Source organism: Alkalibacillus almallahensis (genome assembly GCF_011761495.1).
In the GTDB taxonomy this organism is placed as follows: Bacteria; Bacillota; Bacilli; order Bacillales; family Alkalibacillaceae; genus Alkalibacillus; species Alkalibacillus almallahensis.
On record NZ_JAASRU010000001.1, the window covers coordinates 268,274 to 283,166 of the forward strand.

Annotated in this window: 20 protein-coding genes and 1 tRNA gene; 13 read left to right on the top strand and 8 right to left on the bottom strand. The window is 36.5% G+C overall.

Annotated elements, in window-relative coordinates:
* Positions 1–15: 15 nt before the first annotated feature.
* On the top strand, positions 16–267 hold the full coding sequence (locus FHR85_RS01495; RefSeq protein ID WP_167260302.1) for a hypothetical protein: 252 nt from the start codon (positions 16–18) through the stop codon (positions 265–267).
* Positions 268–287: 20 nt separating this feature from the next.
* Here FHR85_RS01495 and FHR85_RS01500 read toward each other — a convergent pair whose 3' ends face one another.
* The 3 genes from FHR85_RS01500 to FHR85_RS01510 all read right to left on the bottom strand — a co-directional run bounded on the left by FHR85_RS01500 (position 288) and on the right by FHR85_RS01510 (position 1,246).
* Entirely contained in the window at positions 288–431 is a 144-nt protein-coding gene (locus FHR85_RS01500) for a ribbon-helix-helix domain-containing protein (RefSeq protein ID WP_167260304.1), read from the bottom strand.
* Between the two features lie 3 nt (positions 432–434).
* Positions 435–833 carry a hypothetical protein gene (locus tag FHR85_RS01505; RefSeq protein ID WP_167260306.1) on the bottom strand — a complete coding sequence of 133 codons (399 nt, stop codon included), beginning with the start codon at positions 831–833 and terminating at the stop codon, positions 435–437.
* 113 nt (positions 834–946) lie between these two features.
* On the bottom strand, positions 947–1,246 hold the full coding sequence (locus FHR85_RS01510; protein ID WP_167260308.1) for a hypothetical protein: 300 nt from the start codon (positions 1,244–1,246) through the stop codon (positions 947–949).
* A gap of 105 nt (positions 1,247–1,351) precedes the next feature.
* On the opposite strand from FHR85_RS01510, the gene FHR85_RS01515 reads away from it, so the two are divergent.
* Positions 1,352–1,657 (top strand): hypothetical protein, encoded by a 306-nt coding sequence (locus FHR85_RS01515; protein ID WP_167260310.1) that lies wholly within the window; start codon positions 1,352–1,354, stop codon positions 1,655–1,657.
* A gap of 1,574 nt (positions 1,658–3,231) precedes the next feature.
* Here FHR85_RS01515 and FHR85_RS01520 read toward each other — a convergent pair.
* Together FHR85_RS01520 and FHR85_RS01525 are read right to left on the bottom strand one after the other, a co-directional pair.
* Entirely contained in the window at positions 3,232–3,930 is a 699-nt protein-coding gene (locus FHR85_RS01520) for a YetF domain-containing protein (protein ID WP_167260312.1), read from the bottom strand.
* 178 nt (positions 3,931–4,108) lie between these two features.
* Positions 4,109–4,960, bottom strand: a complete 852-nt coding sequence (locus FHR85_RS01525; RefSeq protein ID WP_167260314.1) for a manganese catalase — start codon at positions 4,958–4,960, stop codon at positions 4,109–4,111.
* 237 nt (positions 4,961–5,197) lie between these two features.
* Between FHR85_RS01525 and FHR85_RS01530 the strand changes: the two genes are divergently transcribed.
* Genes FHR85_RS01530 through FHR85_RS01540 form a run of 3 tightly spaced genes read left to right on the top strand, consistent with a single transcriptional unit; the run spans position 5,198 to position 7,029 of the window.
* Complete coding sequence (locus FHR85_RS01530) at positions 5,198–5,425, top strand: hypothetical protein (RefSeq protein ID WP_167260316.1); 228 nt, start codon at positions 5,198–5,200, stop codon at positions 5,423–5,425.
* A 4-nt stretch (positions 5,426–5,429) separates the two neighbouring features.
* On the top strand, positions 5,430–5,759 hold the full coding sequence (locus tag FHR85_RS01535; RefSeq protein ID WP_208379569.1) for a YolD-like family protein: 330 nt from the start codon (positions 5,430–5,432) through the stop codon (positions 5,757–5,759).
* 13 nt (positions 5,760–5,772) lie between these two features.
* Positions 5,773–7,029 carry a DNA polymerase IV gene (locus tag FHR85_RS01540; protein WP_167260318.1) on the top strand — a complete coding sequence of 419 codons (1,257 nt, stop codon included), beginning with the start codon at positions 5,773–5,775 and terminating at the stop codon, positions 7,027–7,029.
* Between the two features lie 32 nt (positions 7,030–7,061).
* Here the strand turns inward: FHR85_RS01540 and lexA are convergent, their stop codons facing one another.
* Entirely contained in the window at positions 7,062–7,682 is a 621-nt protein-coding gene (gene lexA / locus FHR85_RS01545; RefSeq protein ID WP_167260320.1) for a transcriptional repressor LexA, read from the bottom strand.
* Between the two features lie 201 nt (positions 7,683–7,883).
* Here lexA and FHR85_RS01550 point away from each other — a divergent pair, with 201 nt between their 5' ends.
* The 7 genes from FHR85_RS01550 to FHR85_RS01580 all read left to right on the top strand — a co-directional run bounded on the left by FHR85_RS01550 (position 7,884) and on the right by FHR85_RS01580 (position 12,959).
* On the top strand, positions 7,884–8,117 hold the full coding sequence (locus FHR85_RS01550) for a DUF896 domain-containing protein (RefSeq protein ID WP_167260322.1): 234 nt from the start codon (positions 7,884–7,886) through the stop codon (positions 8,115–8,117).
* Between the two features lie 89 nt (positions 8,118–8,206).
* Positions 8,207–10,216 carry a transketolase gene (gene tkt, locus FHR85_RS01555; RefSeq protein WP_167260324.1) on the top strand — a complete coding sequence of 670 codons (2,010 nt, stop codon included), beginning with the start codon at positions 8,207–8,209 and terminating at the stop codon, positions 10,214–10,216.
* A gap of 96 nt (positions 10,217–10,312) precedes the next feature.
* The gene (gene sirA / locus FHR85_RS01560) at positions 10,313–10,744 is read left to right on the top strand and encodes a sporulation inhibitor of replication protein SirA (protein ID WP_167260326.1); all 432 of its coding nucleotides are present in this window, start codon (positions 10,313–10,315) and stop codon (positions 10,742–10,744) included.
* Positions 10,745–10,863: 119 nt separating this feature from the next.
* Positions 10,864–11,112: a YneF family protein gene (locus tag FHR85_RS01565; RefSeq protein ID WP_167260328.1), complete on the top strand. Its 249-nt coding sequence runs from the start codon at positions 10,864–10,866 to the stop codon at positions 11,110–11,112.
* A gap of 139 nt (positions 11,113–11,251) precedes the next feature.
* A complete protein-coding gene (locus FHR85_RS01570; RefSeq protein WP_167260330.1) occupies positions 11,252–11,956 on the top strand; it encodes a cytochrome c biogenesis CcdA family protein in 705 nt (234 codons plus the stop codon).
* Positions 11,957–12,027: 71 nt separating this feature from the next.
* Entirely contained in the window at positions 12,028–12,471 is a 444-nt protein-coding gene (locus tag FHR85_RS01575; protein WP_167260333.1) for a Na(+)/H(+) antiporter subunit B, read from the top strand.
* 2 nt (positions 12,472–12,473) lie between these two features.
* Positions 12,474–12,959, top strand: coding sequence for a CcdC family protein (locus FHR85_RS01580; RefSeq protein WP_167260335.1), 486 nt, complete (start codon positions 12,474–12,476; stop codon positions 12,957–12,959).
* A gap of 17 nt (positions 12,960–12,976) precedes the next feature.
* Here the strand turns inward: FHR85_RS01580 and FHR85_RS01585 are convergent, their stop codons facing one another.
* Both FHR85_RS01585 and FHR85_RS01590 read right to left on the bottom strand, forming a co-directional pair.
* Entirely contained in the window at positions 12,977–13,432 is a 456-nt protein-coding gene (locus FHR85_RS01585; protein ID WP_167260337.1) for a DUF2621 family protein, read from the bottom strand.
* Positions 13,433–13,459: 27 nt separating this feature from the next.
* Positions 13,460–13,556 (bottom strand) — tRNA-Sec (locus FHR85_RS01590).
* Between the two features lie 231 nt (positions 13,557–13,787).
* Here FHR85_RS01590 and FHR85_RS01595 point away from each other — a divergent pair.
* Entirely contained in the window at positions 13,788–14,873 is a 1,086-nt protein-coding gene (locus FHR85_RS01595; RefSeq protein WP_167260339.1) for an ATP-binding protein, read from the top strand.
* Positions 14,874–14,893: the final 20 nt, after the last annotated feature.

A 14,893-nucleotide genomic window follows, 5' to 3' on the forward strand; every position in this document is an offset into this window, starting at 1 on the left:
AAGGGGGTGAAATCATTGGCTTTTTCCGAAGAAATGAAAAAGAAAATAAGTCAAGCTATTAATGACAAAGGAGCCGACAAGAGTTGTGAACGTTGCGGTTATCAATACTTCACTGTATTGGATGGATATTTTCGGCAAGATCCACAAGATGATCCTTATAGTGTCCAATTGGGCGAAAAAAGCGTCCCTAGCTTTGGGGTTGCTTGTGAGAATTGTGGAAATCTGAGTTTTATGGCTGCAAAAGTGTTGTTACCTGACGAATTTTAATCAATTGGTTAGAGCCCTCGCTATTGCGGGGGCTTTTCTACATATTCCTTAATCCACTTATTAATGAGTGCTGATGGCGTTTGAGCGTTATCGTGTGCTTTCTTCTTAAATGCTTCGCGTAATTCTTCATCAATTCTTATATTGAGGTTTTTTTCTTTACTCATTTCTTAATCCTCCAATTTGCTTTCCAGATCTATTAAATATGTTTCAGCTTTTGCGATGCGGTTTTTTAGTTCTTCTACGATTTCATCAAAATCACTATATTCATCCATCCAGATAACTTCATAACCTAAATCAGTTGCAAAATCGTATTTGACGTCATGATTGCGGATTGAGATTGTATAAGGTTTACTGTCGTATTGTTCTTCCAACTCTTCGTGATCAAGCGTGATGTAAATGCTTTCCGTATCTCTTGCGGTACCAATGTTAAGTTGAATATTGTCGTTGACGATAAGTTCTTCTAAATTATAGTCGTATTCTAAATCCACTTTGTAATCAATCCATTCGTGACGTTGCTCTCTTGTTAATCGTGTATCAGCATCTATTTTCTCACCTGCTAAAAACATTTAATCATCTCCTTGTTTGATTTGTTAATTTCATTATAGCAACTATGTAATGACATGTCAACACAAATCAATAACCTTTTTCCAACAAAAATAAAACCGCCCAAAAGGACGGTTTAAAAACGAATCGCTATACTTTCAATTTGATCAATTAAATCTAAACTCTCTTCTAAATAAAACGAAATCCTGTGGTTGTTTAAACGATAATCGTATTTACCTGGCTCGATTTCAAAATACTGCTCGATTAAATCTAAAACATATTCATCAAAGTAACCTTTTGCGCCTGCTGAGTTGAGAAAATCATAGAAGCGGTACATATGCCAAATCGTCACACCATCAAAATCAAATGACGTCAGTTGGTTATCGATGGCTTTTTGTATTTGTTTGGCAATGATCGGGTCGTGGCTTAATTGCATGTGATCACTTCCTTTTTTAGTTATAGTTTAGCATAAATGCTTATATGATGTTTGTAGTGTCACACATTTATTTGTATAATGTTGGTAGATGAAAGGGGAGAGCATATGAGTAATGATAGACCATTAGCAATTGTATTAAAAATTATTGGGGCACTATCCATACTCGGAAGTCTTTTTATTGGATTAGATCGTTATGAAGTCGTGGTCGAAACGGACATTGGAAATACTACTCAAAAAGATAATACAATTTTATTTATGTGGTTAGCGTACGGTTTTATAACTTGCATACTGTTCTGGGCTTTTGCAGAAATCATTAACTACTTAAAAGAAAGTTTAGAAGTTAAAGATAACCAACAGAGGGAATTAGAAAACTTAAGGAAAATGTTAAATGAAATAAAACAAGAAAAATAGGGCGCAAAAGCGCCCTTTAATTTTTACTACACAAAAACTACACATGGCATTTTAATTATCCCTACATATCAGTATCTAAGTAACCAAGTTCGAGCCCGGCCACTGGTATCAAACCGCAGTTTTTAAAACTCAATCTTCCCACAAGTTTCCCACAGATTTCCCACAAAAATTAATATAACTTTATTTAGTATAAGATATGAGATTTTCACAAACCTTGATTTAACAATCATTTAAAGTAGATAAAATTAAGTTTATTTAGTTAGAACACGTTTAGAACACAAGTTCACCCATGGGAGAGAGAACAATATTTAAGCACTTACTAAAGTGTGTAACCCCTTGCCAATTAGTTGGTAAGGGGTTTTGTAATTGTAGAAGGTAACCACTCTATGACTCCGTTCTATTATTAAATTTCTCGTTAAGTTCTCGGAATTCCATTGAAATATTTATGAGTGTGCCAAGGATTAAACCTAGTAGAACTCCCAAGAACTTATATATCAGAAAACCTAAGAAACCACCGACTATTAGTAAAAGAAATAGATTGTAAGTCATTTTATCCTCCGAAGTTATTTTAGCGTAGCGGCAAATGTTTAAAGGTTAGTTCATGAGACTTCAATCATAATGTGAATTTAACAATTCATTCGACAAATGCATGAGAACTAGGTTTTTAAATCAATCCACCTATACGAATTAAGGATTATTATATTAAATTAAGTTCATTCAATGATTGCCATACTAAGAAGGCTAGTATGATAGAAATTGAACCTATAAGAATCCAAGAAGTTATATTTTGGGGTCTGCGAAGATTATGATATAAGATGTAAAGTAATAAGCTGATAACTACAATCATAAATAAAGCCGCTAGGAAGGAAGCTAGGACAATCATATTTGATATCCCCCATACTAAATCTGATTTCGCTAACTTAATGATACGGACTTTCATAAGATTTTTCAATAAAACGAATTATTTATCGATTGATCTTCACGGTATGTTGATTACCAATAATTGGTGTATACTATGAATGATAAAAAATATGATTACTAGCAAAGCATAATTTAGATAAATGGATTTGCCAAGCAATTTTTTATTAAGCATAAATAACCAATTCATTGATGGAGGGATCTTGATGATTAAACTTAGAATCCCTATATACATATTCGCCTTAGGCTTGATTTCGGGAGTCGCGTTAATAATGGCGGGAGTTTTATTAGATTATTACTTGTAAACTCTATACAGCAGTTTGTTTTAAGTTGGCAATAACATTCTAGAAATGAAATGATGAGCAATTTAATAAATGAGGGTAATAAGAACTGGCATATATGAGACAAACTTTTTTAGTATCGTAAGTTTAGTTGGGGGGAAAGAAACTGATTTACTCTTGGGAGATAAGGCGTTATTTGAGTACTCATTAAAGTGTTGGACCCCTTACTATATCAATTTTTAAGGGATTTTGTTCTACAGTAAATTTTGAAAAAGTCGTTAGGAACTATTGTTTTCCATAAAATTACCCATACACTTAAATATACTTGCTTTTAAGTGTATGGGTAAACATCTGCTGTAGTCTAATAGCAATGAGCTAGAGTGGATTGTCGTTATTAGTATCAATATATAACGTTCCATCTTTCTGAACTTCAGCATAAAACACATCTGAAATGGAATTGATTCCTGATTGTCTTAATTGTTGCTCTAACCATTCATGATCAATATTCAACTTTTCAAGGTTTTTTTCTTGAATCTTACCATCTGAAATTAAAGATGCAGAGGTGGGGAATGTCATGTCAGTTGCTTGTTTAATGTTCATATTTCCTTTAGTTAAAGGTTGCTGGGTTTCTTTTTTCATAACTGAAAGCGTTCCGTCTGTTTCAAAAATTGCATAATCTACATCGGATATTTCAAAGACATTCTTTTTGCGTAATAATGTGTTTAAAGCATCGAGGTCTAATCGCACTTTTTGAAGAGCTTTATCCATAATCTCACCTTTTTGTACAAGGATTACTGGTTGCCCTTCAACAGTGTTTCGAAATAGTGGGGATTTTAGATCTAAAACACCAATAATAATTGTGAAAGCACTCCAAGTTAATAATGCTATTAATCCATTTGTAACACTAAGTGATGAGTCAATTGCAAGAGAAGCACCTATAGCTCCGATCGAAATAGCAGATACAAAATTAAAAAAGGTCAATTGTGCAATTTCTTTTCTTCCCATTAGCCTTGTTAGGACTAACAAGGTAATAAACGCAATAGCTAACCTAGAAATTAATTCCATTACAGGCATATATAAAGCTCCTTTAAGTCGTATTTAATATTACCCGTAATAAATCGGCTCATATTAGTGGATACAAATAAAGACTAAACCATATAAATAAACTTGAGTGAATTACCATTGGGTAATTATGTAGCAATAATAACAACATCCAAAGTGTACTAACTCTGGATGTTGTTTTAATTAGCAATTATTGAGGAGGAGATTGCTCACCATTTTTTAAGTTTGTCGGAGGAGTCCCATGAAGGAAAGGTGGTCCAGGTTTAAGGTTTGGAATTTGTCCCATTGGTTCTGGGTTTTGGATATATTCAAATGTTCCTTTTCCATCCAATGTAGGACCGCTTGCCCAGCTTCCTTGTTGACTCTCTGTGCCTTCAGAGAAGCTATAGAAAGTATAAGCTACTTCTTGTTTTTCATGTTGTGGATTGAATGTACTTGGAACGACAGCATCTTGAGTTCTTTCTAATTCTTCAATAGCAGCCATCCATTGGTTTTGATGCATCTTGTCACGAGCAATGAGGAAGGACAGCATATCTCTAACGCCAGGGTCTGTCGTCATTTCATAAAGTCGGCATACTTGTAGTCTTCCTTGTGACTCTGCATTTAAATTAGCACGGAAATCAGCAAGTAAATTTCCGCTACCAACTGTATAGCGAGCAGACCAAGGGTAACCAACGCTATCGTTCGGTTGAGCACCTAAGCCGTTAACGATCGCGTGCTGTGGATTCATGCCACCTAATACAGCCTCGACAGCAGGGTCATTCGCAGCTTGTTCTTGATCATTTGCTGGTGCGCCATCTAGAAGTTGTGCAATCATGTTAGCGATCATTTCTACATGGGCAATTTCCTCCGTTGCGATATCCATAATCATATCTTTATATTTGTTTTCTGCTCGGCAGTTCCATCCTTGAAATAGATACTGCATCATGACCGTCATCTCACCATACTGTCCACCTAAAATTTCTTGTAGTTTCTTGGCGTAAACAGCGTCTGGTTTTGACGGTTTCGCGTTGTATTGAAGTTCCTTTACGTGATAAAACAAATAACCACTCCTTAATTAAATTACTGGCAATAGTAGTGTTTAAATAAACGGTAGGAGTATACAGAAAAGAGGAAAATTCTTTTGAATCAGTTTAACTAATTCACACTCTTAGCAAACCTTTGTTGCTAGGAGTTTTTATTTGTTGGAAGGTAATGACATATTGAAAAGTGTTGCTTTTAAGAATGAGGGCATGCTATAATGCGAACAAACGTTCTTGTTACGAGGAGGTTATCAATTATGGGACAGTTATTACCATCATCACTTCGTTACAATAAGAAATTAGAAATGGTCTACATTGATCATCACCATAATATGACGCAACGAACAGTGAGGATTATTAAAGTGGATAATCGTCGAATCCTTGCTTATTGTTTTACGCGGCAGGCTGTTCGTTCCTTTCAAAAAGATAATATTTTAGCCATTTATCCGATTAATCATAATCAAAATAAACGAATGGAGGCTTAAACTCATGATGCACCATGATCGCGGCAGTATTAAATGGACGTCACTCATGCTTCCAGAGCATGTTGATGCACTTCAAGATATATGGCAGGTACAAAACGATCAACAACCACCAATGCTAGACGACCAACAGCTTAGTTATTATATTCATGTGTTAACCGAAGCCTATCAAACAGGGCAACCTATTCATATTGTTTATTATAAAGCTAATGAATTTCGAGAGATGAACGGGTGGGTTCTAGACTGGAGTAAACAAGATCAAGCAGTACGAATTCAAACGATGGATGATGAACGTGAATGGATTCCCCTCAGACATATTAAAGATATGACGGAATAAAGGTGTCGCTATGATGGATTATCGTTTATACCCGAGGCATGATGTTCTTTGTATTGATATGCGTTCATTTTATGCGAGTGTTGAATGCATGAAAAGAGGGTTCAATCCGCAAACAGCACTCTTAGCCGTTGTCGGTGATCCGAATCGACGTGGCAGTATTGTGTTGGCTGCATCTCCTGCTTTGAAAAAGAAACACGGTATCAGCAATGTGAGTCGTTATTTTGAGCTGCCTGAAGACTCTAACATCGTGATTGCGCCAGCCCATATGGGTGATTATTTAACAGTATCCTTAGAGATTACAAAATTAATGATGCACTTTGTTCCGAAAGAAGCGATTCATGTCTATTCTGTTGACGAATTATGGTTAACAGTCGATGGTTTAGAACCTTTATATGGATCAACCCATACGATCGCAGAAAAAGTTAAAGCAAGTATTCGCGAACAATTCGGAATTGATTCGGTTATTGGAATTGGTGATAACAAGTTTTTAGCGAAAGTTGTGATGGACCTACATGCGAAAAAATCACCGAATGGGATTAGTGAATGTCGTTATGAACAGGTCGCAGACAAACTCTGGCCGATTGAAATCGAAAACATTTGGGGAATTGGTTCTAAGATGAAAGGCCATCTTAATCGCATGGGGATCGTGACCTTAGGGGATTTGGCTCAATTTTCGCAATCACATTTAAAAAAGCGCTTCGGCATTATGGGCGAACAATTGTACTGGCATGCGTGGGGAATTGACTTAAGTCCTGTGATTGGCCAATTCACAAAGACAGAACAAAAAGGATACGGCCATGGCATTACGCTACTTCGGGATTATACCGAGGATGAAATCAAAGCCTGTCTCCTTGATTTATGTGATGAAGCATGTCGGAGAGCGAGGCGTGATGACCGCGCAGGACGTACGATACATTTAGGAATTCGTTATACAGATGAAATGGGGCAACATTTTAGCCGTTCTCGGTCGATTGATGTCCCGACAAATGACACGATGGAAATGTATGATGTGTGTATGCAGTTGTTTGAAGAGTTTCATACAGATGGCGCTCATATTCGTAAAGCATCGGTTACTTTAACCAATTTAACGGACGATATTGGCACACAACTTAGTTTATTCGATAATCGTGCTGACAGGAAACAGCTAAATGAAGCGGTTGATCATATTCGCGAACGATTTGGTTCGACTGCTATTTTGCGAGCTAGCAGTTATACATCAGGAGGAATTGCACTAGATCGTGGTCAAAAAATCGGTGGGCATTACGAATAAACCCGCGTATGTTTTAACATACGCGGGTTTTATTAATGAATATCACGGTAAACGCCAATCACTTTACCTAAAATAGTGACGTGGTCTAAAATGATGGGTTCCATTGATGTGTTTTCTGGTTCAAGACGATATTGATGGCTATCCTGGAAAAAGCGTTTAACCGTAGCCTCATCTTGTTCAGTCATAGCAACAACAATATCACCATTTGCTGCTGTCGCTTGCTTGCGCACAATGACTAAGTCATCATTTAGAATACCAGCTTCAATCATACTGTCACCTTGAATTGATAAAATAAAAACATCATCTTCAACTGTCGCTTGAGTATTAGGTAAAGGAATATATTCCTCAATATTCTCTATAGCTGTAATAGGTTCACCTGCTGTTACTTTACCAACCAGCGGGGCATACATAGCGTGGCGCTCTTGTACGGTCTGCTGATCTTCATGTGTAATCTCGATTGCGCGTGGTTTGGTTGGGTCACGACGGATATAGCCTTTCTCTTCTAATCGTGATAAATGTCCATGAACTGTTGAGCTGGATGCTAAACCAACCGCCTCAGCAATTTCACGAACAGATGGTGGATACCCTTTCGCTCGAACTTCTTCTGAAATAAACTCATAAATTTGTTTTTGTCGTTTTGATAATTTTGTCATTCCGCTCACCTCATCACCATATCCCATGATAGAATAGCTTCCTAATAATAGTTACATTATACCAACTATTCACACAAAAAACAAACGTTCGTTCGTGTTTTGAACACAATTCTTGTTTTTACATGGTTTACGATTTAAAATAAAGTTTGGAATAGAAAATTTAAGGCAATAAAAATGGATAAAGGTTAAAGGAGTATCATAATGTTATCGCAAAATAAACTCGACCGGATCAATGAACTGGCGAACAAAAAGAAGACAAAAGGATTAAATAAGAAAGAAGAGAAGGAACAACAGGAACTACGCCAAGAATATTTAGAAGCATTCCGTTCATCATTTAAAGGCCAATTACAGTCCATGAAAGTCGTGGACCCAGAAGGCCAGGATGTAACACCTGAAAAATTAAAGCAAGATCAAGAAAATAATAAAAAACATTAAATTTATGACGATATTTGTTGGTGTTTTTTGTTAGAATAGAAATGTTGATAAATCTAACAGAATCGCAATATTGAAGGGAGAACTTAGTTATGAGTCACACGACAGAACAATTATCAATTAATACGATTAGAACATTAACGATTGATGCAGTAGAAAATGCAAGTTCAGGTCATCCTGGAATGCCAATGGGAGCTGCACCAATGGCCTATACACTATGGACTAAAATAATGAATCACAATCCGAATCATTCAACATGGTTTGATCGTGATCGCTTTGTTTTATCAGCTGGGCATGGTTCAATGCTTTTATATTCATTGCTTCATTTGTCTGGATATAATGTTACGTTAGATGATCTAAAATCGTTTCGTCAGTGGGGTTCTAAAACACCTGGCCATCCAGAATACGGGCATACTGACGGCGTAGAAGCAACGACTGGGCCACTTGGGCAAGGTTTGGCAATGGCAACAGGTAAAGCGATGGCCGAACGCTTCTTGGCTGCCAAGTATAATACGGAAGATCATCAAGTCGTTGATCATTACACGTATGCGATTTGTGGCGATGGTGACCTAATGGAAGGTGTCTCACAAGAAACGGCATCATTAGCAGGTCATTTAAAACTTGGAAAACTAATTGTGATGTATGATTCAAATGATATTTCACTTGATGGTGACTTAAACCGTTCATTCTCTGAAAGTATTGAGGACCGTTATAAAGCATACGGTTGGCATGTCATTGTTGTGGAAGACGGGAATGATACTGACGCGATAGAAAACGCGCTAAAAGAAGCAAAAGCAAACACTGATCAACCAACTATGATCGAAGTGAAAACAGTAATCGGTTATGGTGCACCTAATAAATCAGGTAAAGCAGACGCCCATGGTGCTCCACTTGGTGAAGATGAACTGAAGTTAGCCAAAGAGCATTATGGTTGGGACTATGAAGAATCATTTTACATCCCAGATGAAGTCAAAGCCGACTTCAAAGAGAAAGTGCAAGAGCGTGGCGCTCAAGCAGAAGCTAAATGGAATGAGCTTCTAGAGTCTTATAAACAAGCACATCCTGAACTAGCGAAAGATTTTGAACGTGCCATTAATGGCGACCTTCCAGCAGGATGGAACGCTGACTTACCAGATTATGATGAGAATTCGAAAGCTTTAGCAACGCGTGCCGCTTCAGGTGAAGTATTAAATGGATTAGCTGCAAACATCCCTAATTTAATCGGTGGTAGTGCTGATTTAGCTGGATCAAATAAAACAACATTAAAAGGTGAAGATGACTTTAAGCCTGCTGACTATAGTGGTCGTAATATTTGGTTTGGTGTCCGCGAATTTGCTATGGCATCTGCCTTAAACGGCATGGCTTTACACGGTGGTATAGAAGTTTATGGTGGTACATTCTTTGTCTTTAGTGACTATTTACGTCCAGCTTTACGTCTTTCAGCATTAATGGGCGCACCCGTCACATATGTGTTAACACATGATTCAATTGCTGTTGGTGAAGATGGTCCTACACATGAGCCAGTTGAACAATTACCATCATTACGCGCAATGCCACATCTCGATGTGATTCGCCCAGCAGATGCTAATGAAACGAAAATGGCTTGGGAATTATCTGTTGAATCGACAGATCACCCAACTGCTTTAGTGTTAACACGTCAAGGTTTACCAGTGTTACCTGAAACAGATGAATTGGCACGTGAAGGTGTACGTAAAGGTGCATACGTCCTAAAACACGCAGACAAAGAACAACCAAATCTAATTCTTTTAGCAACAGGTTCTGAAGTACAGCTTGTTTATAAAGCAAGTGAGCAACTGAAAGAAGAAGGAATTGATGCGCAAGTTGTCAGTATGCCATCATGGGCACGCTTTGAAGAACAGACTGAAGAATACAAAGAAACAGTTCTTCCATCAAATGTTACCAACCGCTTAGCCGTTGAAATGGCTTCACCATTTGGTTGGGAGCGTTATGTAGGGATCAATGGCGATGTTCTTGGCATCGATACCTTTGGCGCATCAGCACCAGGTGGAGAAGTTGTTGAAAATTATGGCTTCAATGTTGAGAATGTCGTGAAACGTGCAAAAGCGGTATTAAACAAATAATACTAGCTTTCGATCAAGTTTTCACCTGCTTATAGTGTGAAAACGACAAATTTTGATTAGGAATATTGATACGCTTGTCCAAAAGGAGGGCAATTCATGTATCAATATTCCTTATATTTTGTAAAACCAGACTATGTGAATGATTTCTATTATAAAGTTGATGTATTATATCGTTTTTTGAAACAATGTCACGACAACATTTTAGATGAACAATTAATTAGTACTGTTTTAGATCAGCCTTCATTTATGCATTTTATTCAGGCATGGGCTTATTATGATCAAAGCCATCAATACCTAGCCCAATTAGATCAACAAAAAGTTGTGTTACATAAGGGACAGGAACAAATAGTTGTAACAGGAAATGACGAAGCGATTAATGTTTATACTCAATCATTTTCACAGCTAGAACATGTTTTGTTTCCTTGGTTAAAACAGTGGAACCCGCGAACATTTATTGTCAATTACGATACTCTGGAGTGCGGATGGATTCTTCCGTTAACCAATCGTGCTTTTGATATTACGATCTAATTTGACTCTGTATAGGTACTATTTTAGGATTTCGACAAGACTTCATGAAAAGCTATTGTCATAGTAGTTAAGTTTTACTATACTGTATAAAGACAACGAGATAGGAGGAAAATGAAGCAATGGATATACTATGGGTTGTATTAATTGCTATTGCCACATTGATTCTTGGCCTTCTTGCAGGCTTTTTTATTGCTCGTAAGACAATGATGAGTTATTTGAAGAAGAACCCACCGATCAATGAGCAAATGTTACGTACGATGATGACGCAGATGGGGCAAAAGCCATCGCAGAAGAAAATCAATCAAATGATGAAGTCCATGACACAACAGATGGACAATGACGATAAGAAAAAGAAAAAAGATAAGTAGCGAAAAAGAATGGGTGCGATGCCCATTCTTTTTTATGAGTGATTTTCATAAATCCGTCAATGAATAAGCCTACAAACGAGCGTTATCTTTGGTACGATGGTAATATATAAATGTAAGAATAGGATTAGGAGCGTATACCATGACGGATTTAAATATTTTTCTTGCATTTGGAGCAGGAATTCTCACGTTCATATCACCTTGTGTTTTACCTTTATATCCTGTCTTTTTATCTTACGTGACAGGAATGAGTGTAGAAGAGTTGAAAAATGATAAAGCCATGTTAAGAAGACGAAGTATGTTACATACGTTGTTTTTCTTAATCGGCTTTTCTTCAGTGTTCATCATGCTTGGATTCACGGCATCGTTTATAGGTGGAACTCTATATGCTTATAGTGATTTGATTCGACAAATTGGCGCTATATTAATTATTTTCTTTGGTTTAGTTATGATTGGCTTTTTCAACTTTGATTTCTTGATGAAGGAGAGAAAAGTCACGTTTAAAAATCGACCAGTGGGGTATTTAGGCACATTATTAATAGGTGCGGCCTTTTCGATGAGTTGGACACCATGTACTGGGCCGATTTTGGCAGCGATTCTATCGCTTGCAGCAACAAACCCTGAATCAGGCGTCGTAATGATGTCTGCTTATTCACTTGGCTTTTCAATTCCGTTCTTCATCATGTCATTTTTCATTGGTAAAATGAATTGGATCAAAAAGTATGCACAGAAAGTCATGACAATTGGGGGATATATCTTAATTGTATTAGGTTTTGTGCTATTTTTTGATTGGTTAAAAATCATCACATCTTATTTAGCTAATTTATTCGGATTCCAAGGCTTTTAAGGATTGAATGGATGTCTCGAATCACCTATAATTAACATACAAGGTCAAGGTTAAAGGAGAAACAGACGTATATGATTAATCAAAATGATATTATCTTAAAAACAATGACGCAGCTGATCACATTTATTTTACTCGGTTTCTCAATTTATTTATTTTTTGCTGGTCACAATGCACCTGGAGGAGGCTTCATTGGAGGCCTCATGACAGCTTCTGCTATTATATTAATGTATATGACATATGGTTATGAGAAGGTATCGAAAATATTGCCGATTAATTTCACAACCTTATTTATTGTCGGTGTTGGTATTGCTGCTTTATTTGGTGTCGGGAGTTTTATCTTTGGCGAGCCATTTTTATCACAAAATGCAGCGTATTTTCAGTTACCTATCTTAGGTAAAACTCACTTATCTACAGCATTAATATTTGATTTCGGAATATATTTAGCTGTGATTGGCGTGAGTATGACCATCATTTTAACAATTGCGACTGATTCAAAAGAAGAAGAGGTTGAATAATCATGTTTTCATTCTTGGATCATCCACTTGTTGGAACGGCCATAACCATTATGGCTATAATCATGGCTAGTGGTATGATAGTGGTTCGACAAAGAGCTTCAAAAAAACCAGCAAGTATAAAGAAAATCATGCTACCTCCTTTGTTTATGAGTACAGGTGCGCTGATGTTTGCATTTCCATATTTTCGAATCGAATGGCTTTTAGTCTTAGAAGCCATAACTGTTGGGTTGTTATTTTCAATAGTGCTTATTCTTACGTCTAAGTTTGAAATTTACAATCAGGATATTTATTTAAAACCATCTAAAGCATTAGGAATCGTTTTAATTGGATTACTAGTCATTCGTGTAGCATGGAAATTAGCCATAGGTGAGTCAATCTCAGTAGGTGAGACCAGTTCAATGTTTTATTTATTAGCATTTGCTATGCTAGTAACTTGGCGGATTGGTATGTTAGTTAAATTTATCAAATTAAAAGCAACATTATCATAAAAAAGCGGAAGTCAAGGTTATGTTCCTTGGCTTCCGCTTTTATAATTTCGCTCTAGTAAATGTTCATAAGGCGAAAAATCGATTTCTTTTTCTTCTAATCGTTTGATTAAAAATTTATGATCTCGTTTAGGGGTTGCTAATATATAGCCTTCAATCAGCAGGTCTAATGTTATGCTTTTTGCCCGGCGCTCAAGAGCCAGTTGGCCAATCTTAGCTCCAATTTTCTGTTTTGCCACATCTTGAAAAATATCAGGAACTGGCTCAACTAATTCATTAAGTAAAGCTTTTTGGTCTTCACTCCACAGATCAATCGTCTGATCAACATAGTATTCTTCCCAATCAATAATTGATTTACCATCTTCTTTCGGTAGTTTTTTCAAAAACTTGCGAAACATAAAATAGCCACCGATTGCTAGTAAAACAAGCATGATAAACGACCATATCAGTAATAGAATTCCAATCGTAGTTGACATAGACCTCACTCGCTTCATGATATGCATTGGCGGGACTGTGTGGGAATCGAACCCACCGGAGACGGCACGCGCCTCCCGAACGGTTTTGAAGACCGTGACAAGCACCAGCATTGTAACCAGCCCCATAATATCCAAATAAAATTATACAAGTTGAATAGATTGTGCGCAACTTAAACGTTTTCTTGAAAATATTGAATTAAATTCATTATTTAGTATAATTGTTCTTGATACAGAATTTTTTTGTTAAGATTTAGACAATTGACAAAAATTTCGGTAAAATAATATTTGTTGTAATATTTTGATATCATCATTCATAGTTTGTAATAAATTCGCCTGATTGAGGAGGACATTTGTAATGTTGCACGAACCGTTAACCTTTTTGGATATGAATGCCATACAAAATGACGTTCCTAATAGTAGCTTAATAGAAGCTTCACATTATTGGCGTGATGAGCATTCAATGGCAGTGAAAATCATATTTGATGAATCTTTTGAATTAGCGTTTGTTAGTCAATCTGTCTACCATGTGTTTGGTTACGAACGAGATGAATTAATGAAACAATCGATTTTACAATTTATTCACCCTGAGCACCGTGATTCGTTACGAGATTTAGTTAAAACGTTACCAAGTGATGACAAAAAGAGCCATGAATTTCGTCTATTAAATTCAGATGGTGAGTATATTGATTGTCTTGCTAATTCTGGACAGATTAATGATCCTGACACAAACAAAACATATTATGTATCCGTTATTCAAGATATTATGGAGCATAAACAAGCTCAGCAAATGTTGATTAGTTCAGAAAAGTTATCAACGGCTGGCCAATTAGCAGCTAGTATTGCTCATGAGATTCGAAATCCAATCACATCTTTAAAAGGTTTCCTCCAACTTCTCGAAACAGGCATCGAAGGTAAGGAAGAGTATTTATCGATTATGAAAGATGAAATAGAAAAAATTGAGGCTATTTCAACAGAAATGTTGTACATTGCAAAACCTTCTCCGAATGAATTTGAACAAGCAAACATTATCTCTATACTTGAAGATATTTGTATGCTCATGCGTTCACAAGCTAGAATGAATGATATTGATCTTTTGTTAGAAACTGATATTGAAAATCACGATATCTATTGTGATCCGATGCAATTAAAACAAGTTTTCATTAACCTAATAAAAAATGCAATCGAAGCAATGCAAGAACCAGGGGTCATAACGATTCGCATTAATACAGACGAAATATTAACGATTGAAATAATAGATGAAGGGCCTGGTGTGCCTGATTCATTAAAGGAAAAGTTAGGGCAACCATTTTTTACGACAAAAGATAAAGGGACTGGACTAGGCTTAATGGTGACGTTAGATATATTACAGAATCATCATGCTGAATTAAATATTTTGGACCGCGAACCACAAGGAAGTATCTTTAAAATCGACTTTAAATAAATTTAGATGGTGACATAATA